General features: G+C 60.6%; 17 protein-coding genes and 2 pseudogenes. 7 read left to right on the plus strand and 12 right to left on the minus strand.

Annotated elements, in window-relative coordinates; all coding sequences use genetic code 11:
* Positions 1-169 precede the first annotated feature (169 nt).
* From ACYP5B_RS45840 to ACYP5B_RS45875, 8 genes are all read right to left on the minus strand, one after another.
* Positions 170-763 (minus strand): lipid-binding SYLF domain-containing protein, encoded by a 594-nt coding sequence (locus ACYP5B_RS45840; RefSeq protein WP_400100166.1) that lies wholly within the window; start codon positions 761-763, stop codon positions 170-172.
* 147 nt (positions 764-910) lie between these two features.
* Positions 911-1,297: a response regulator transcription factor gene (locus ACYP5B_RS45845; RefSeq protein WP_017225663.1), complete on the minus strand. Its 387-nt coding sequence runs from the start codon at positions 1,295-1,297 to the stop codon at positions 911-913.
* A 117-nt stretch (positions 1,298-1,414) separates the two neighbouring features.
* Positions 1,415-2,059, minus strand: a complete 645-nt coding sequence (locus ACYP5B_RS45850) for a response regulator transcription factor (protein ID WP_459574005.1) — start codon at positions 2,057-2,059, stop codon at positions 1,415-1,417.
* Positions 2,056-3,471 (minus strand): PAS domain-containing sensor histidine kinase, encoded by a 1,416-nt coding sequence (locus tag ACYP5B_RS45855; protein ID WP_459574006.1) that lies wholly within the window; start codon positions 3,469-3,471, stop codon positions 2,056-2,058. The genes ACYP5B_RS45850 and ACYP5B_RS45855 overlap by 4 nt, the downstream gene beginning before the upstream one ends.
* 461 nt (positions 3,472-3,932) lie before the next feature.
* Positions 3,933-4,772 carry an SDR family NAD(P)-dependent oxidoreductase gene (locus ACYP5B_RS45860; protein ID WP_459574007.1) on the minus strand — a complete coding sequence of 280 codons (840 nt, stop codon included), beginning with the start codon at positions 4,770-4,772 and terminating at the stop codon, positions 3,933-3,935.
* 6 nt (positions 4,773-4,778) lie between these two features.
* The gene (locus ACYP5B_RS45865) at positions 4,779-6,053 is read right to left on the minus strand and encodes an MFS transporter (RefSeq protein WP_459574008.1); all 1,275 of its coding nucleotides are present in this window, start codon (positions 6,051-6,053) and stop codon (positions 4,779-4,781) included.
* Between the two features lie 84 nt (positions 6,054-6,137).
* The gene (locus tag ACYP5B_RS45870; RefSeq protein WP_400100176.1) at positions 6,138-7,193 is read right to left on the minus strand and encodes a beta-keto acid cleavage family enzyme; all 1,056 of its coding nucleotides are present in this window, start codon (positions 7,191-7,193) and stop codon (positions 6,138-6,140) included.
* Between the two features lie 65 nt (positions 7,194-7,258).
* On the minus strand, positions 7,259-7,666 hold the full coding sequence (locus ACYP5B_RS45875; RefSeq protein WP_318234205.1) for a carboxymuconolactone decarboxylase family protein: 408 nt from the start codon (positions 7,664-7,666) through the stop codon (positions 7,259-7,261).
* Positions 7,667-7,808: 142 nt separating this feature from the next.
* On the opposite strand from ACYP5B_RS45875, the gene ACYP5B_RS45880 reads away from it, so the two are divergent.
* Positions 7,809-9,161 carry an AraC family transcriptional regulator ligand-binding domain-containing protein gene (locus ACYP5B_RS45880; RefSeq protein WP_459574009.1) on the plus strand — a complete coding sequence of 451 codons (1,353 nt, stop codon included), beginning with the start codon at positions 7,809-7,811 and terminating at the stop codon, positions 9,159-9,161.
* A gap of 304 nt (positions 9,162-9,465) precedes the next feature.
* On the opposite strand, the gene ACYP5B_RS45885 is transcribed toward ACYP5B_RS45880, so the two are convergent.
* Positions 9,466-9,831, minus strand: coding sequence for a CREC-EF hand family protein (locus tag ACYP5B_RS45885; protein WP_400100178.1), 366 nt, complete (start codon positions 9,829-9,831; stop codon positions 9,466-9,468).
* A gap of 248 nt (positions 9,832-10,079) precedes the next feature.
* Between ACYP5B_RS45885 and ACYP5B_RS45890 the strand changes: the two genes are divergently transcribed.
* On the plus strand, positions 10,080-11,165 hold the full coding sequence (locus ACYP5B_RS45890) for a calcium:cation antiporter (RefSeq protein WP_400100180.1): 1,086 nt from the start codon (positions 10,080-10,082) through the stop codon (positions 11,163-11,165).
* Here ACYP5B_RS45890 and ACYP5B_RS45895 read toward each other — a convergent pair.
* Complete coding sequence (locus tag ACYP5B_RS45895) at positions 11,151-11,510, minus strand: SDR family NAD(P)-dependent oxidoreductase (RefSeq protein WP_400100182.1); 360 nt, start codon at positions 11,508-11,510, stop codon at positions 11,151-11,153. The two genes, ACYP5B_RS45890 and ACYP5B_RS45895, sit on opposite strands and share 15 nt — an antisense overlap.
* Positions 11,511-11,722: 212 nt before the next feature.
* Positions 11,723-13,384, minus strand: coding sequence for an FAD-dependent oxidoreductase (locus ACYP5B_RS45900; protein WP_459574010.1), 1,662 nt, complete (start codon positions 13,382-13,384; stop codon positions 11,723-11,725).
* 230 nt (positions 13,385-13,614) lie between these two features.
* On the opposite strand from ACYP5B_RS45900, the gene ACYP5B_RS45905 reads away from it, so the two are divergent.
* Complete coding sequence (locus ACYP5B_RS45905; RefSeq protein ID WP_459574011.1) at positions 13,615-14,334, plus strand: SDR family oxidoreductase; 720 nt, start codon at positions 13,615-13,617, stop codon at positions 14,332-14,334.
* Between the two features lie 99 nt (positions 14,335-14,433).
* Here ACYP5B_RS45905 and ACYP5B_RS45910 read toward each other — a convergent pair whose 3' ends face one another.
* The gene (locus tag ACYP5B_RS45910; protein WP_459574012.1) at positions 14,434-15,483 is read right to left on the minus strand and encodes a cupin domain-containing protein; all 1,050 of its coding nucleotides are present in this window, start codon (positions 15,481-15,483) and stop codon (positions 14,434-14,436) included.
* A 164-nt stretch (positions 15,484-15,647) separates the two neighbouring features.
* Here ACYP5B_RS45910 and ACYP5B_RS45915 point away from each other — a divergent pair.
* From ACYP5B_RS45915 to ACYP5B_RS45930, 4 genes and pseudogenes are all read left to right on the plus strand, one after another.
* A pseudogene (locus ACYP5B_RS45915) lies at positions 15,648-15,827 on the plus strand (carboxymuconolactone decarboxylase family protein); the annotation flags it as partial.
* 6 nt (positions 15,828-15,833) lie between these two features.
* A complete protein-coding gene (locus ACYP5B_RS45920; RefSeq protein WP_459574018.1) occupies positions 15,834-16,112 on the plus strand; it encodes a carboxymuconolactone decarboxylase family protein in 279 nt (92 codons plus the stop codon).
* Between the two features lie 812 nt (positions 16,113-16,924).
* Positions 16,925-17,628, plus strand: a pseudogene (locus ACYP5B_RS45925) (oxidoreductase).
* Between the two features lie 1,054 nt (positions 17,629-18,682).
* A complete protein-coding gene (locus tag ACYP5B_RS45930) occupies positions 18,683-18,814 on the plus strand; it encodes a hypothetical protein (protein WP_459574013.1) in 132 nt (43 codons plus the stop codon).
* Positions 18,815-19,229: the final 415 nt, after the last annotated feature.

Consider the following 19,229-nt stretch of genomic DNA (forward strand, 5'->3'; position numbering starts at 1 on the left):
GCGGCCGGACGTCCATTCCTGGCAGTTCATGCCAAGCGACCGCCGCCACGCTCCGATCCGCGACGGAGGGTCTCGCCGGCTGGCACCCGGGCAGATCGCGCCCACGGCAAGACCGGGCAGAGACTACCCTCACGCCTGATGCGCAAGCCTGTCGAGCATCATCGATGTCTTAGCGATTCAGCCTCGTGATTTTCTGGCCTTGCAAGCCCAACCCGGCCATCAAGCCTTTTTGGTCAAAGATGAACGCATAGATGTCGGATTGCAGCGTCGTCGTGGTCATCGATTTGGCCGTACCCGCATCCATGACGACAACGCTCGGACCGACACCTACCGACCATCCGTCACTCTTGTACAGGTAGGCCAGCGCCGATTCGCTCATGAAAAACAGCGATTCCCCGAACGACTGCGCACCGGCCTGCAGACCATAGGAAAGCGCGGTGGCGTTGTAATAGCCGAGCGTCTTCCCGTCGCGGCTGAGCAACACGCCGTTTCCGCCTTGCGCACCCACGATGAGGCCCGCCTTGAAGATGTCCGGGAAGACCAGGATGGCAACAGCCTTCTCGTTGATTTCAGTGGCCTTCGGGTTGGTCGAAAGCAGTTGCTGTAGCGCCGCGCGCGCGTCCTTGTCCAGCTTGCTGTTCTCGCTTGACGACGCGGCGCTCGTGCTGGATGCGGACCCGGACATGGTGTTGTCGGAGGTCGAGCATGCTGCCGCGACGAGCAAGATGGGGATGAATAGCATGCTACGGACGTACTTGATCATGATGCGCGCTCCTTTTGTCGAGTACCAACGCATGAGTGAACTGCAAGCCTGTATCGAATCCGCTTGCCGTGAATTCAATATTGGCTTTGGCTTGCGCTTAAGGCAATTGGCCTTTGGTCCCATAGCGGTCCCATCGCCTCTCCCCGGTCAGGGCGGCGGGCCCAAGCCAAGGGCGCTGCGTACGGTCCTGACGAAGAGTTCGTCGTTGAAGGGCTTGCGCAGGTAAGCCGCAGCGCCAGCCGCCAGCGCCTGTTCGCGCACGGCAATGTCGTCGTACGCGGTGATGAAGATCACCGGCATGCCGCTGCCCGCCAGGCGCTGCTGCACTTCGAGCCCGTTCAGGCCCGGCATCTGGATATCGAGAATCACGCAGTCCGGGCGATACGAGGGCAGTGAGGAAACGAGTTCGAGGAACGCCTCACCACTGGCAAACGCGTCGGCCTGCATGCCGATGGAGCGCAATAGTCGTTTGATGGCCCGGCCCACCGATTCATCGTCATCGACGATAGCGACGAATGGCTTGACTTTGCTCATTGTGCATGATCCCGCTGATAGCGATTCTCCCGAAGGAATGCCCTACCAACTGAAGAGTAAGGGAGCCTGGGAAATGCGGCTATTGGACCTTGGTCCAAGCGGGCGACCTGCCATGCCTCAGCGCCGCGGGGCTTTGAGGTCAGAACCGGCCAGGCGGGCCTTGTCGGCGATCCGGACTAGTTCGGCGAGTGAATGTGCTTCCATCTTTTCCATCACTCGCGCCCGGTGCACCTTGACGGTCTTCTCGACGGTGCCAAGCTCGCAGGCAATCTGCTTGTTCAGCAAACCTGTCACGACCAGCGCCATGACGTCCCGCTCCCGGGGCGTGAGCCGCCCCAGGCGACTGCGGATGGACTCGACCTCCTGCCGGCTCTCCCTTGCCTCGATCGCGCGGTCAAGCGCCTGTGCGATCGCGCGCAGCAGGTCACGGCCCTCCACCGGCTTTGGCAGGAAGTCGGATGCGCCGGCCCTCAGCGCGCTCACGGTCATCGGGATATCGCCATACCCACTGATAAAGATGATCGGAAGCGCCGGACTCGCCGCATTAAGCTCGCGCTGCAGCTCGAGCCCGCTGAGATCGGGCAGTCGCATGTCCAGCACCAGGCAGGCGTGCTGGTCCGTGGCGCCATCACGTTGAAGAAATGCGCGTGCGGAATCGTATGCCTGTACCTGGTACCCCGCGGACTGGATCAAGCGCGTGAGCGCGCGCCGCACCGAATCGTCGTCGTCCACCAGATAGATGACAGGACAGGGGCCGCTCATGGCGCTTCGCCAGCATGGCTTGCCACGGGCCTGACCAACGTCGGCAAGATGAAGGAAAACGTCGCCCCCTGCCCGGCATTGTTCTCGGCCCAGATACGCCCCCCATGCATCTCGACGATCGATCTGCTGATCGAGAGCCCGAGGCCAAGGCCGTCTTTCTTCGAAGTCATGAAAGCCTTGAATATCTCGCCGAACTTGTCGTCACTCAGTCCGCATCCGTTGTCACGCACATTCACGCGCACCATGCCAGGGCTGTCCTTCTCTACGCAGATGGCGACCTTGCGATCATGCAACAGGCAGTTCTCCATCGCGTCGAACGCATTCAGTAGCAGATTGAGCAACACCTGTTGCAACTGGACCCGGTCGCCGGGCACCATCGGCAGGCCGGCTTCAACGCGCAGTGCCACGTCGATGCCGCGCACGATGGCATCGCTATGCAGTAGCTGCACCGCGTCACGCACGACGCTGCCAAGTTCCAGCGGCACGATCTCGAGCTCGCTCTTCTTGACCAGTGCACGAATGCGGCGAATCACTTCGCTCGCCCGCTTGTCGTCCTGAACGATATCCTTCAGTATCTCGCGCACCTCGTTGAGATCGATCGGATCCGCGGCCATGAACCGCTGGGCGGCCTGCACGTTGCTCAGGATCGCCGTGAGCGGCTGGTTCAATTCGTGCGCGAGCGATGCCGTGAGTTCCCCCAGGGTGGATATGCGGGTCAGGTGCACAAGCTCCTGCTGCTTGCGATGTTGCTCCTGTCGCTGGCTCGAATCGACGACGGCGAGCACCGCATAGGCATTCCTGAAGCCAAGACGATTGAACCGGATCTCGGCGATGAACTCTGTACCGTCCTTGCGGCGCGCGCATAGTTTGAGTTCCCGTCTGGCGCCCCTCCCGGTTTCATACCCGAGATCGACCATGTTCGCGTTACCATGCGACACATCATGGTCCTTGATTGGAAAGCGCGGAATCAGCATGCAGGCGGCCATTCCCGGCAACTCTTCGCGACGATAGCCAAAAAGCTTGCCCACCTCCTCGTTTGCCAGCGAGACATTGCCATCATGATTCAGCACAAGGATCGCTATAGGCAGGAATTCCAATGCGCTGCAGAACTCGCCTTCGGTCTGGCTCAGGCGCTTGCCGTCGACATCCAGGGAGGGTGCGCGAGGCGGCTGGCGCAGCCGCTCGAACCACTGGACGGCCTTGCCGCCATGGACACTGGGGGTCTCGTTGCCGATCGGTGTCTGGCGTGGTGTCGCACGGCGCATTGCCGTGCCCCGCGTGGCAGCGCGCCACACGGCGAAGCGTTTGCGTAGCACAGCCTCCGCGTCTCTGAGCAGGCCCGGGAATAGGTAGCGCGCGGTGAGGGTGATGGACGCCACGAGCAAACCAGTGGCACGCCAGATGATACTCATCGGCGCTGCTCCTCCATAGCCTGCGTCGGGAAGCCCAAGTTGCGGGGCGCAAGCATCACGTTGCAGCGAACCATCACCTGCCCTTCCCGCGGCACGTGCCCCCGCCGTTGCAATCGATGCTCTGACCGAGGCGAAAGTCCTCCGGGTGGCACTTCGCAAGTGCTGGCTTGCTCTCTCCGGGTGACGGTAAAGCGCCCCGGCACATCAAACGCATCGGAGTACGAATCCGGGTCGGACGACGATCCGAAGCAAATCTGTGATTGGAACCTGATGCTGGCCGGACGTTGAGCTTCCGCCGAGCCGGCAGCTATCTGCTGCACAATGCGTAAATGCATCGTAGACGCTGGCAGGCAGCATGTAAATGTGCAAAGGCAGCGATAGCGGCGCGGTCTGAGAGAGACCCGGTGAGCACATCCAATGAAGGAATCGAGGCGCGCGCCTTCGCTCGGTTGTGTGCGTGGTTAGATCACGACTCCCCCGTTGGGGCTGATCACTTGGCCTACCAGGTAATGATCGCCGGCCAGGTAGGTTACGGTCGATGCGTATTCCTGCATCGTGCCCAGGCGTCCAGCCGGGACGACCTGCCAGAACTGGTTGCGCTTTTCCTCACCCGCGGTCTCGAAATATCCCGTAAATTCTGGAGTTGCCACACCACCTGGAGCCATGGCATTGACAAAGACATTGGCGCCGGCTACTTCGGCAGCAACCGACTTGGTGAAGGCGACTACCGCGCCTTTGGACGCGCAGTAGTTCGGGCTGTGCGCGCTCATCGCCGAGATAGCGGCAATCGATGCGATGTTGATGATCTTGCCGTCGCGCTGGGGTTCCATCAGCCTGAGCGCTCCGCGAGTGCAATAGAACAAGCCGTGCACATTGACGTCCCAGTAACGATGCCAATCTTCGTCGCTCATCTGGCTGGTAAAGCCCAGCGACTGACGCGGCACCGGGGAGGTGATATAGGCGTAGTGCTTGTTGCGGCGCTCGGTGTCGATCGGCCGGTTCGGCACGAGCGCAGCGTTATTGACCAGGATGTGCAACGTGCCGAAGCGTTCGACGGTAGCGGCGAACATGTTGTCGACTTCATTGCTCGAAGACACGTCGCAGCGCAGCGCCAGGCACTGTGCGCCGGCCGCTTCCACCGCCACGCGCGTTTGCTCGAGAGCACGCATATCGATGTCACAGATCACGACGTGCGCACCCGCCATGGCGAGGTCGATCGCAATAGCGCCACCCACGCCGCGACCGGCGCCAGTGACCAGGGCGACTCGTCCCTCCAGATTTTTCCTTTGATTCTGCGTCATGATTCCTTACCTTGTCGTTTGCAGGGGTTGCATGTCGATGGCCGGCGGCTGGCACGAGGCGCGCGCGGCCAGCGCGAAGAACATTGCCGAAGCGATAGCCAGCACATCCGTGGTCAGCAGTACGCGTGTCAGAGGCACAGTGGTGCCATTTGCGATGAGATAGTCTGTCGCTGCGCCCACGGCCACGGTGCCAATGGCGATCGCGAAGACGTTGATGCACAGCATCGTGAAGCCGGAGATCGTCGAGCGCATTTTCTGCGGCGCCATGTTCGTGATAGCCGCATTTGCCGGCCCGTAAAGTGCCAGCGGCAGGAAGAAGCCCACGCACATGCCGATGTAGAACAGTGCAGAGCCGGCATGGGCGAAACGATAGGCGATGATGAACGGTGCGCAGATGGCGACGAGCAGCGTCATGAACGTGGCATGTCCGCCAGGTAGCATGCGCGCCATGCGGTCGCTGAGGACGCCACCCACCACCGATCCGAGCGTGCCGAACAGCAGTTGCAGCACGCCGATGCGAGTGGCGATGCCGGCGGCATCCACGCCGCGCTCATTCACCATCCACAGTTGCGTAAAAGAGAGGCTGGCGAAAGCGATGTGCGTCAGCACGAAGCCAGCAATGGTGAAGCGAAGCGCACGATGCCCCCTGATCAGTCGAAGTACTGCGAGCCCTTGTTGCAGGGCGGGCGCGCCCTGTTCCTGCGGCGCGAGCTGGCCGCGATCTTCCTTCAGCAACGCCAGCGGTACGGCGATGGCGACGCCGATCACGCCCAAGGCATAGAAGGTCGTGCGCCAGCCGTGCCCGGCACCAATGGTGCCGGCCAGCAAGAAGCTGCAGCCGATGCCCAGGGGGATGCCCATGAAGAACAAGCCCATCGCCGTGCCGCGCCGCTTCTCGGAGAACAGCTCGGCCAGCAAGCCCACCGCGGCCGGCACCAGAGCCGCCTCGCCGCTGGCGACAAAGAAGCGCGCGATTGCCATTTGCTCGAAGGTCTGTGCATGGCCAGAAGCCCAGGTGCATGCGCTCCAGATCAGCACGCCGGCCGCGATGATCCGCGTTCGGCTGAAGCGATCCGCGAGCATACCCATCAACATCGCCATGACGCCGAAGCTCAGCACCCAGACCGCGCCGACCAGGAATCCATATTGCGCATTGTTGATCGCCAGATCCTTGATGATTTGCGGCGAGAATCCCAGCAGCATGTTGCGATCGATGTGCGCAAGCAGGTGGATCGTCAACAACGCTGCCAGAACGGCAGAGGGGCTTTTTTTCCAGAACATCAGATGTCTCCAGACCGCAGGATCATTTGTCGCGGGCCGGACGGAATACGGTACGCTGCCGCAGTCCGTCCGGAACTTCCCGGCTTACGCTACCTTGCGCACAGGGACGCCGCGTTGCGCCGGCGCACGGTTGGGCACCATGCCCAAGGCTTTCAGCGTCTCCTCGGTGGATTTCCAGTGGGTGCCGATCTGGTAGATGCGACGCGCATCCTCGCCGGTGGCGATGTCGCGGTTGAGCTCACGCGCAATGCGCACCATCTTCTCGATCTGCTGCACTGAGGTCGCGCGTTTGCCGTCCGGGCCGAATAGCGTGTCCTCGATGCCGACGCGCACATGCAGGCCCAACGCGATGGCCATGGTGTTCATTGGCACCACGTTGCGATTCAGGGTTTCCAGCGTTAGCACGGCACCATCTGGCGTGCGTCGGGCGAACTCGATCATGTCGGCCGGGTGCAGGCCGGCTGCGCCGCCGCCGATTGCCACATAGTTCAAATTCAGCGGTCCGGTGTAAACGCCCTTGCGGATCAGGCGCTCGACCGTCTCCAGTTGCGGCAGGTTTCCGAACATGAATTGCGGCTGGATGCCGTTGGCCACCAGGCGCTTGATGTGCTCGACGTGCCACGACGGATTGGACGGCACGATCATGTCGCGGTAGGCTGCCTGGAGCGCCGGGCTGGTGAGCGAGGTGCCGGCGATGTCGGCCTCGGTCATCAACTCCATCACATTCATCTGGCTGGTGTTGATCGCGACCGTCACCTGGTCTGGACGGGGATCCAGTTCAGCCAACATGTGACGCGTGTCGTCATTCATCCACTTGGCCGCCTGGCCCTCGTTCTCGGGCGCGAAGGAAATCGAGCCACCGACCTGCAGCACCATCTTGGGCACGGCTTCACGCAGGCGGGCGAGCATCTCATTGAAATTGGACAGGCGCTTGCTGCCCTTGCCGTCAGCCTCGCGCACATGCACGTGGAGCACCGTAGCGCCGGCGTTGTAGCAGTCGACCGCCTTCTGGATCTGCTCGTCCATCGTGACCGGAATATCGTCCGAGTCGCTGGGAATCCATTGCGGCCCATAGGGCGCAACCTGAATCACGAGTTTTTCCTGGTTTTCGGGCAGCAGGGAGTCGTCTAGGAAATGCATGGCTTGTCGTCCTCGATGAAGTTCGTGGGTGAAGGGATTAGGGATTGGAGATTGGGGATTGGTACTCAGGCGGCAGCCCGGGTGCTGGTCGTCCTGGCCTGCTCGATGGCTGCCAGTTCCTCCAGAAGAATCGGTGCACCCAGGCTGCTGGTATGGATGCCAAGCACACTTACCGCCTGCAGCACGGCAGCAATCTCTGCCCTGGTGGCGCCCAGGTCGAGGGCCTTGCGGATGTGACGGCGCGTGCCCGGTGCATACATATGGGTGCAGGACGCGTCCACCGCGATGGCGATGAATTCGAGCACCTTCGGCTCCAGCACGCCCGACATCACCGTGTGCGCGCCCATTGCCATGAATTTCTCTGTCCAGGCGGGATCCAGTTCCGCAATGGGATCCCAGGCCGGATTCCAGTGACCGGTCGCGCGCAGTTGATCGCAGACCGGGGTAGCGGTGCCGCTCGTCTTATCGCTCATTACTCGTCTCCTTGGCTGTCTCGAATTGCGCGCCGCCTATGCGCGCCTCGTGTATCTGGAGGCAAGTATCGGATACGGGAGGATTGCCAATTTGACATTCCGGGAGTTTGAGTTTACATATTGGGTAGTCCGGGAAAACCTTATGGCCTACTTAGTTCGCAGTGCCGCCCTGACCGACTACGTCAAGGTGGCGCGATCCTTTGGTATTGATCCTTATCGGCACTTGCGTGATGCCGGAATTGACCGGTCTGCGTTATTGGCCCCGGACACCATGATTCCAGCCGAGGCGGTGGGGCGCCTGCTGGAGACGTCGGCCGAGGCCGCGGGCATCCAGGATCTTGGCCTGCGCATGGCGGAGACCCGCCAACTCTCCAACCTTGGGCCGCTGGGTTTTGTGATGCAGGAGCAGCCCACGCTTCGCAAGGCGCTCGACTCGGCGTCGCACTATCTGCGGCTGCAGAACGAAGCGCTCCACATGCGCATCGAGGAAACGGAGGGCATTGTCATCATCCGGGAGGACATGCTTGGCGGCTACGCCGGCTCCATGCGGCAGGCGATGCAATTGGTGCTGGGCGTCGTGCACAGGACGCTGAGCACGCTTCTTGGCGCCACGTGGAGGCCTCGTACCATCTGCTTCACACATGCTGCTCCCGCCAGCCTCGCCATGTACGCGCGGGTGTTTGGGGCCCCAGTTCTGTTCAAGCAGGATTTTGATGGTCTCGTGTGCCAGGTGTCCGATCTTGAAGTCGCGATCCCGGCCTACGATCCGGTCATGGCGCTGCAGGTGCGCCGGTACCTGGATGCGATGCTGGCTCAGTCCAATGCGACGATGTCCGACAAGGTAAGGAAGCTCGTCATCACCCTGCTTCCATCGGGCACCTGCTCCGTGGGTCGCGTCGCGCAGCATCTGGGGGTCGATCGCAGGACCGTATATAGTCGCCTCGCGCATCACGGCGAAAGCTATCTGTCGATTGTCGACGGTGTGCGGGAGGACTTGGTGAAGCGGTATATCGATAGCGACGATCGGCCGCTGTCGGAAGTCGCGACGCTGGTGGGATTTTCATCATTGAGCGCATTTTCCCGCTGGTTTGGGGGCCGTTTCGGGTGTAGCGTTTCGAAGTGGCGGAGCACAAGGGGTAATGCGGTGGCACCCCAAGATTCAGGCGCAAATGCGGCATATGGCCAGGGAAGCGCTGCGGCAGCCGGGGACTATGGCGGCGTGCTTAGCGTCCTGACCCCCTCCGATCTTCCTGCCGATCCCGACGCGGTACGCGCCATCGCGCTGGAGCAGAACCGGCTGGCGCGCGCACTGTGGGAGCAGATCGAGAGCTTGAAGCACCAGGTCGCGCAGCTTGACCGTGCGCAGTCTGGCGCCAATTCCGAGCGCCTGCCGGGGCAGGCCGAACTCCTTGCAGCGCCGCGGGACCTGCCGCCGCCACCGGTGGCACCCAAGGTCAAGAGGGCAAGTCACAGCCGCAAGATCCAACGATCCTGATCGCAATCAGGGAGGCCCTAAAAAGAAGCTCGCGATCGATGACCAGAATCGAAATAATCCCGCCGAGGCACACTCGCCGCAGGTATTGTCCGAAGGTCATGTCGATCGTGTCGCCGACGAGGAAAGGCGGTAGCCACAAATCCAGGACGGACTGACACACGGCCGGGCAGCAAAGGGGGGCGCGGCTGAACTTTGGTCCACTATCGGCCCGGCGTTTACGGTCCAGCCTGAAGCAATCTGCTCCCTTGAATCCCGCCCATGAATGCTGAAGCGGTTTCGGCCGTTATCCCAGCGGGGCAACAGGTCAGTTCCAGATGGGATTCTCCTTCTGCATCTGTTCCTTGGTCTTCGCCTGCCAGTACGCACCGATTTGACGTTCTGTTACGTAACCCCGCTTCCTGGCATCGATCTTGTCAAAGCGCTTGTACACCTCCGGCATACCCGCCTTGGCTTCTTCGCGGGTCAGTTTCCCGTCATGGTCGACGTCCGCCGCCTTGAAACGCTCGGCAATCAGGGCCTTAGCTTCAGCGGCGGTCGACGGCATTTTCGGAATCTGGGTTGATTCTGGTCCTTGTTGGCCTTTCGATTCCTGCATCTGCTGCGCGCTCGCACCGGTAAAAGCGAGCGCCATCGCAGCTAAACCAACAGCAGACAATTTACGCACGGTCATTTCCGTCTCCTCGAGCATTCGTGGTTCCACATTGTCTTCTTGCGAAAAATTCTTCGCCAAATAAAATTCCCTGCAAGCCAATGCCCACAGGGGATTTTAGGCAGTCAAGCCCCGCTTACCAACACCTTTGTGTAACGGGAAGGGCATTGCCACAAGGTATGCTTGTTGTGCACTGCAACCGCAGATGGTCTCCGTTGGCCCCGTGCGGACATCCGCATCAATAGCAACAACGGAAGGAGAATGCAGAGATGATGCTTACATCCAGCAAATTGCCTGCATGGACGATCGTTGCGCCGTGTGTCGCATTGGTCACGCTGGCTGCCGGCGCATTGCTGTCCGGCCAAGGCTGGCTGATCGCGCTGATGGGCATCGCACTAGCCGGCTCGGTCTTTGCGAGCGTTCATCACGCCGAAGTCGTTGCCCACAAGGTCGGCGAGCCGTTCGGTACGTTGGTGTTGGCCCTTGCCATCACGGTCATCGAAGTGGCGCTGATCGTCTCGGTCATGCTCTCGTCCGGCCCGGAAAATGCCGGCCTTGCGCGCGACACCGTGTTTGCGGCCGTGATGATCATCTGCAACGGCATCGTCGGGCTGTGCCTGTTCGTAGGCGGCCTGCATCATCGCGAACAGGCCTTCCAGGCGCCGGGCGCCAACGCGGCCATGGCCGTGCTGGCCGCGCTGCTGGTGCTGACAATGGTGTTGCCGAGCTACACGAGCTCCACGCCAGGGCCGATGCTGACGCCCGCGCAACTGGGCTTTTCAGGCGTGATGTCGCTGGTGCTGTACGGATGCTTCGTCTTCGTGCAGACGGTACGCCACCGCGACTACTTCCTGGTGGAAGGAAGCTCGGATGAAAACGACCACCTCCCGCCGCCGCCTGCGCGCGTGGCGCTGGCAAGTGGCGTGCTGCTGATTGTCTGTCTGGTGGTAGTTGTGGGGCTCGCCAAGTTGCTGTCACCTTCGGTGGAGAACGCCATACTTTCCGCAGGCGCTCCGGCGGCCGTGGTTGGTATCGTGATTGCCGCGCTCGTGCTGCTGCCCGAATGCCTGGCGGCATTGCGCGCGGCGCGCGGCGATCGCATCCAGACAAGCCTGAACCTGGCACTGGGCTCAGCACTAGCCAGTATCGGCCTGACGATTCCGACGGTCGCCGCTGTCTTCATCTGGACCGGCCAGCCGCTTGCACTGGGGCTCGGTGGCAAGGATATGGTACTGCTATTTCTGACGCTGATCGTGCTGACGCTGACCCTCGGCATGGGCCGTTCTACCATCCTGCAAGGCGTGGTTCACCTCGTGATCTTTGCCGCCTACTTGTTCATGTCAGTTATTCCATGAGGGCAAACTCGGCGCACCGCTTCCACGATTCCAAGGACTGCGGTGGACGCCTTTGCGACACCCTCTGAAGGGCGAGGTTTGCCGCGCAAGCCGATCAATACCACCCAGTTTGAGTCGCGCCACCTCCAGCATGACTGCACGCCCTCTGGTCCGCGTGACGTCTGCAGCGACGGCCGCCACATCCACACCCTCACCGGCCAGGAGGGACTTTGCCGTGCGCAGGCCTTCTTCCTGGCGCGCGGCAAGCAGTACGCGCGCGCCCAACTTCCCCAACGCCCTTGCGAGAGCCAATCCGATACCACTAGAGCCGCCGGTGATCAGCACGCGTTTGTTCGCGATGTCCATTTGCTTTCCTGTTCGTTGTCCGCGTTACAGCACGACCCGGCCACCTGGAGTCCTACAACAGGAAGTTTTGCCGACGGATGCTGCTTTGTGGGGTGACAGTAACGGAACCGCGGTGAATGCAGAAGCCGGGTCGTGGGCATATAAGTCATGCCCACCTGGAATGGGCTCAGCGCATAGCGGCGCTAAAACCACGCCGTACAGCGCGCGAAGAGTCAACCAGCGAAGAGCTGATGCAAGGACTGGACCGCCGCGGCGCCTTCCCCTACGGCGGCGGCGACCCGCTTGACGGAGCCGCTTCTTACGTCGCCAACAGCAAACACACCGGGCAGACTGGTTTCCATTGGCAGCGGTGAGCGCTCGTGCGCCCAACGCACCTGTGGTACTTGCGCCCCGGTAAGGACAAAAAGCTTGTCATCAAGGGCGACACAGCCGTCAAGCCATTCAGTACACGGCTCAGCCCCGAGAAAAAGGAAAACGTGGCCTATTTCGTAGGTGCGAAGTTGGTCGTTGCCGTGCCGACACTGGACCGCTTCCAGCTTCCCTTGACCGATCAACTCGCGGATCTCGGTTTCAACATGAAGAGTGATATTTGGCGCGGCATTGATGCGCTGAATCAAATAGTGAGACATACTCGCCGCGAGTCCCGCAGAACGAACCAGGATATGCACATGCCGTGCGTGCTCGGAGAGAAAGACAGCGGCCTGGCCTGCGGAATTCCCTCCTCCGACAACAATGACTTCCTCGCCCGCGCAATAGGTAGCCTCCATAAATGAGGCGTTGTAATAGACGCCCCTGCCTTCGTAGTCTGCGAGGTTGATTAGTTCCGGCTTCCTGTAGTGTGCGCCCGTTGCGATTACCACTGCACGTGCCGTCACACGTTCTCCATTGTCGACTTCGAGGACAAACTCGCTCCCGCCCCGTCGGAGCGCAGTCACTGCCACCGGCACCGCGACTTCCACGCCGAACTTTCTTGATTGCGCCAGCCCCCGACCCGCAAGAGCGCGCCCCGAGATGCCCGTTGGAAAGCCAAAGTAATTCTCGATCTTCGAACTTGTTCCCGCTTGTCCCCCCGGAGCGGTGGAATCAAATACAACTGACTGAAGTCCCTCAGAGGCCCCATAAACTGCTGCCGCGAGACCTGCGGGCCCGGCTCCGACGACCGCGAGATCAAAGCGTCTGCCGCTTAGAGACTCCGGGCTCATCCCGATCGCGTCAGCAAGGGCTCGGTTTGTCGGGTGGCACATGACCTCGGCCTTCGGGGTGACGACCGCCGGCAAATCTTCTGGCGTGATACGGAACCGCTCCATTAGCGTTCGCGCCTCGACTTGCTTGTCGGCGTCCAGGTACAGCGCTGGATAGCTGTTGCGAGAGAGAAACTCTCTGAGCCGCAACGCGCCTGCGGAATGCCGCGAGGCGATGACGATCACGCCCCCAGACGCCTCATCTTCGATGAACGATACCCGACGAAGAATGAACGCCCGCATGATGATTTCGCTAAGGTCGGCCTCTGAGATCACAAGCTCGCGCATACCCTCCGGCTCTATTACCAGCAGTTCCGAATCTGTTTCTACACGAACGGTAGCTACGGCTCCGCGCCCAACTAGAGAGCCGATATCTCCGGTGAACATGCCCGGGCCGCGTGTCCCCAAACTGCGTGATTCGAGGGCGTTGCAACGCTCAACTTCAAGGGAACCGGTCACGACGACATACGTGGATATATTCCTATCGCCCTGGTGAAAAAGGACCTGCCCCGCGGGAAATCTGCGCACAGTGCCGTACCGATGCATCCGGTCGATCTGCGTCGGCGTCAGGACCGGAAATCTCTGGTTTCTCCTATCGTCCCCAGAACGGACGTTTTCTGTTGAGGCGTCCATGACGTCACTCCATCCAAGATACTTGCGCAAGGCTGTACCGCTTTACACTGTAGCAAGGCGGGGGTGTCGCGACTATATTCGCCGTGCCTTAATCTCTGTATCGCGGGCGCCACATACAAAGGGGTCGATATTCCACTGGGGAATGACTGTTATTCAGTCCGCCGGTCTTGTTGACCGAAGCACGTGCGCGGAAGATTCGTGGGCCAGTTCCAAGTTGAAGAAGGACTCCCATGAAGACACGTACTTTCCTAATCACAGGCGCCAGCAAAGGGATCGGCCGCTCTTTGGCCGATCGTCTTGCTCGCCGAGGCCACCAGGTAGTTGGCCTGGCTCGGAGCTCGGATGCATCGTTTCCCGGCAACTTGGTTTCCGTCGACTTGTCGGACTTGCAACAGACCGAGGCTGCGCTCAGCGAGCTTAGAGGTACTTTCAAATTCGACGGGCTTGTGAACAACGTGGGACTGGTCAAACCACAGCGAATCGGCGAGGTGCAAATAGAAGACCTCGACGCCGTCCTTGGCGCCAACCTCCATCCAGCGGTTCAGGCCATGCAGGCTCTTTTGCCGGGCATGCGTGAGACAGGCTGGGGGCGTGTCGTCAACATTTCGAGCCTGACGGTCTTGGGCGCGTTCGAACGGACAGCATACGCCGCAGCAAAAGCGGCCCTAATAAGCTTCTCGAGGTCTTGGGCACTAGAACTCGCAACCACAGGGATTACTGTTAACACCGTTGCCCCAGGGCCAACGGAAACGGAGTTGTTCCGGAAGAACAGCCCGCCGGGAAGTGTTGGGGAGAAGCGATTTCTTTCTAGTGTGCCGATGAATCGCTTCGGCAAACCCGATGAGATCGCGGCAGCAATCGAGTTCCTGTTGTCAGAAGACGCTTCGTTCATCACAGGTCAGACGCTTTTCGTCGACGGCGGAGCGTCGGTCGGAAGGTCGCAGGTCTAGGGCCGTCAGTGCAAGCTCGCCCGCTTCGGTGTCGGCGACACAGTCACTGCGCAGCGCCGGATTGCTTCTTCCGGCGCCGCGAGGGAACGTCCCGCTCACCTACTCCGTTGGCTCGTCCCCGGCTGCAGTCGACTCGTCTACAGGAAGACCGTCATCTTCTGCCCGCTCATCCGAATGCGACTGAGTCCCGATAGTTCGACGCCACTGGGCGGGAGTCATGCCCAGCAGCTCTGTAAATGCTCGCCGGAATGCGGCGACAGATTGATATCCGACGGCTTCTGCAACCGCCTCCGTCTTCGTAATGGGATTCTTTAGAGCGTTTGCCGCCAAACTCATTCGAACGGCGAGTAGTAAGTCATGGGCGGTGCGTCCGAAACTTTGCTGGAACTGCCGCATGAACGTCGCGCGCGACATGTTGCAGCGCTGCGCGAGCTCGGGCACCGTCCACGGAAACGCAGGCTCGTTGAAGATCGCGGAAATCGCTGGCGCTAACCGCGGGTGCCCTGCCAAGCCCAGAAGACCAGTAGGTGGTTGGTCCGATTCGCTCGCCAAACGCATGCTCAGCGCAAACAACATCGTCGACAGCGCGTTAAGCATCGCATGCCCGCCTAGGCGAAATCCTAGGGATTCAGCCCGCATCAGTTCCATCAGGCTGGTGAGTCGCGCCCGCGTGCCGTCTCCCGGTTCAGATGCCGATGCTCTGACCACAAGCGCTGTCGGTAGGAACTCGCGCGCCAGCCGATCATGTGGAGGGGCGACAAAGAAGCGGCCGCAGAGCATGTCGAGCCGTTCCCCTTGGCCGTCGTTCTCACTGACCGTAACGTTGATGTCGCTTCGAACGCGCGCGGGCACGGCCAGGCGGCCACTTCCGTCGTGGAGCGTGTGTGCCGAACCGTGAGGCAATAGAACCATATCGCCCGCCTGAAGAGCAACTGGTGTGGTGCTGGCCGGCCCTTCGAGAATCGCCGAGCCGTTGAGCACGACATGGTATGGAATTTCGCCCAGCTGGGACTCCTCGTAGACGATGCGCCATGGCGAGCCGTAGGCACATCGGACGTCGAGTTGACCTGTGACAGTCATGATTTCGAGCAGTCTGCTCAGCCAATCTTTAGGGGGACACGATTCCGCGATAGCGATACTTTGGAGCATTCTAATGAGTCAATGAGGCCTCGGCAAGCTCATCCGGTATGCCTACAGTAGAGCCTCCCCAACCGATTTCTTCAGGAGTCAATGATGAGCCGTATTACCGTACCAGCAATCGATTCAGCAGTTGGTGCCACCGCTGAAGTCCGGTCTACGCACAGGTCAAGCAGGTGACGGGCGGTAGCGTCCCAAACCTTTTCGCAGCGCTCGGTCACATTGCGCCCGCCACGCTCAAGGCAGTACTGAACGCAGAAGGGGCTCTCGCAACCGGCAGCCTTGGCAAGCAAGACCTGGAGACGATCAAGCTGCTAGTCAGCGAGCTGACCGGTTGCGATTACTGCGTTGCCGCACATGTCATGCTTGGCAAGATGGTCGGGCTGTCACCCGAAACGGTCCGCCGGATTCGTGCCGGCCAGTCCACCGGCGACGCGAAGCGTGACGCGCTGATTCGATTCGTTCGAACGATCCATGAAACGAGCGGGACCATCAGCAATGAGGAATTCACCGCGATTCGCAGCGCGGGGTACACCGATGCGCAACTGGCGGACATCGCGCTGACGATCGCCCTGACCGTGTTCACAAACACGTTCAATCGCGTCAACGACACGGACCTGGACTTCCCTCCAGCGAACTGACGCTGCAGCCGGGGAGGACGAACCGAGAGCCGTCCTCCTCGACAAGCCAGGCTGGCTTCTGCAGTTTGAGAAAGCTGTCCTGTAGCAGGTCAGTTATCTAGAACGGAGCACCACTATGGGTGGTGAAGAACCAGTTCTCAAGGTTGGCGAAGTCACGTGTGTTCTCGTTGCGCTCGTTGCGCTTATTGGGATGCTGTCAGGCAAAGGCGGCTTGCCGTACAAGCTCAAGGCTACCGGGAGGCCGCTCATAGCGAATCTCTGGGCGACATGGTGCCCGCCGTGCAGAATAGAGATGCCGATTTTTGCGAATGTACAGCGAGAAATTCGCGTTTGGACCTGTTGTTCGTAAATCAAGGAGAGTCACCAGACGACGTACTGGAGTTCCTTCATCTACATGATATGCGCATCAAGAACTTAATATTCGACCCTGATATCCCCTTTGCGAGGAAGGTAGGTGTAAAGGCCTATCCGACTACGCTGTTCTACGACGGCTCGGGTCGACTAGTCGATATCCACGTGGGGCTGTATTCCGAAACGAGCTTCGTTGCTCAATTGAAATCTGTCTACCCAGAACTGTTCCCACAGAGCGGGCAGTGAGCGGCGGGCACTCACGCCTTTCCCGCATGCAACGCTGCGCCCGCCCAGTTTGGGCGGACAACGGCGCTTAGGGGTGCCGTCCCCGGTGCCCTGCATTGGACCTATACCACCCCATTCCCCCCGGGAATGACTGTTATTGCCCTGCGGCCCCTTCTGCTCAATCGAAGTTGCGACGATTATGTTTTCACCGTCACTCATTTCCTGGAGCAGGAGCCATGAAGAACCTTTTCAGCAGCAAAGCCGTCGGACCTTACGAAGTCGAACATCGCGTGGTACTCGCGCCACTCACCCGTATGCGCACTAAGCTCGACAATGTGCCTGGTGATCTAATGGTCGACTACTATACGCAGCGGGCCACAAAAGGTGGGCTTCTTATCACAGATGCGACTGCCGTCTCGCCCCTTGGCATCGCCTATGTCGATGCACCAGGCATTTATACGGAGGCCCACGTCCAAGGCTGGAAACGCGTAGTTGACGCCGTCCACGCGAAAGGTGCGCGCATCTTTTTGCAAACATATGGCACGATGTCAGACAGTGATCCGCACAGCACCTTCCGGTACGTTGCTGAGAAACTGAACGCTTATGACCTTGCGTACCTGCATGTGATCGAACCACGAGTCAGGGGTATCGTCGACATCGGCGCAGGCGAAGCCGCCGTCTGGTCTGGCGACATTCGCCGCTGGTTCAAGGGGACCCTTATGGTCGCGGGCGGCTTTACCGGCGACAGCGCCGAGCGGATCGTCGCGGAGGGAGGAGCGGACCTCGTCGCGTTCGGCCGGTTGTTTATTTCAAACCCCGATCTGCCTCTGCGCCTACGCCATGAGTCCCGCTGTCCCACTACGACCGTTCAACGTTCTACGGCGGCGACTCCCAAGGCTACATCGACTATCCCACTTATGACGCGGTGGCCCTGGCCTGACCTGTGCCTTCCTGAGTATCGATGCAGGCTACTCAGGAACTTAGCATCATCTTCCTCGGCATCCGGCGGCGGTGCGAAAAACCTGGCGCGCCGAATGCCGAGGGCTAGCAGAGGGGAACGATCTTGCCCTTACTCGTGACCAGCGCGTCGGGCGCTAATGGCGACGGCTTCGGCGCGCTGCTTGCGTTCGCGGCGGATGGACAATGTCTAGGGGCGTTTTCGAATGACGTCCGAATTGCTGACCCCCGAGGCATGTGCACAAGCGCCGACGGCAAGCTTCTGTATCTGAATAGTGGCGATGACCGAATCCTGGCGCTCGATTCTGAAGGCAAAGTCGTTCTTGATAGCGGCCGACTCCTGGTCTGAATGCCGGTGGCGGCGTGGTTGGACCTGATGGCTGCTACTATGTCGGTCTGCGATAGGAGAAGACGATCGCGGCGTTCTCCCCTGATCTGAACGGCCACCCGGTTCGGGTGCTTCCTCCCGGCATCGCTCCGTTTCCGCGCGGCTTTGGGTTCGCTGCCGACGGGCGACTCTTTCTTTCCTCCGGCATAGGCCCAGACGGCGCAGGCCAAAACACCATCCTCGCCTTTGGCCCTGGTCCGTCGCTGACAGCGACTCAGTTCATTGACGACGACGAGGTGAGTCCTCTGGATTTGGCCGTAGCCCCCGGCGGCAACGTGCTTGTCTCGAGCGAATTCCCATTCGGAGCGCCAAACGCCGTTGCATCCATACGGGAATACGATGGAGCGAGCGGTGAGCTTGTCCGCGTATTCAGCCCCCCGCATGATGTCCGATTGCATCAGCCGCGAGGATTGCGATTCGGCCCGCGCGGCGTACTCTACTGCGTGGCACGCGACTCCGTAGTGGCCTTTGATTACGAGTTTGGGTGTGGGCCTGTTCAACTCCGCCATGTTTGACGCGGGATACTCGGCATGCTTTATCGGTGCAATGCGCTTCGTAGCCGGCCAGCAGAAGGCCGTGCTGCCGGCCGCTACGCGCGTCGACGGTGCTGTTGCCATTGGTCCCACCGCCTCAGGGGTTCGGTATCGACGTGGAACTGAAGATCTCCATCCCCGGCTTTGATCGGGCCGCCACGCGGGCACTGTTCGACAAGGGCCATCAGCTCTGCCCCTATTCGAATGCCACGCGCGGCAACATCAATGACTCGCTGATCGTGCTCTGATCGTGTGCTGACTTCGGACAGGCACCACATCCGTATACACAACCGCGGCTCATCACTGAGCCGGCATTTATACAGGAGCGGACGGCTGGCGGCGCCAACACACGGGGCAATGGCCGGGTCACACTTGCAAAGTGGTGCCATGACGAGCCGTCGCGCTCGTTGATGGCCGCCGAGGAAGTGACGGAAGAACACGACCTAACGCATGCGACAGTAGGAATGTAGGCAGAATTGGCGGCATGGTCGAGCATTTGCTCGTCGACTTCACGCCGGATGCGAGTGCCACTGCGCTACCGGCGCGATGCCCGACCCACTTGCCATGCCCGGACGGTCACTTCAAACTCCCCCACTTGTGGTCGGCTAAATTCCCCCAGGCAGGACGGGCAGATTATGAATCGGCCTTCTCAGAAACAGCAAG

Source organism: Cupriavidus sp. 8B, from assembly GCF_054589115.1.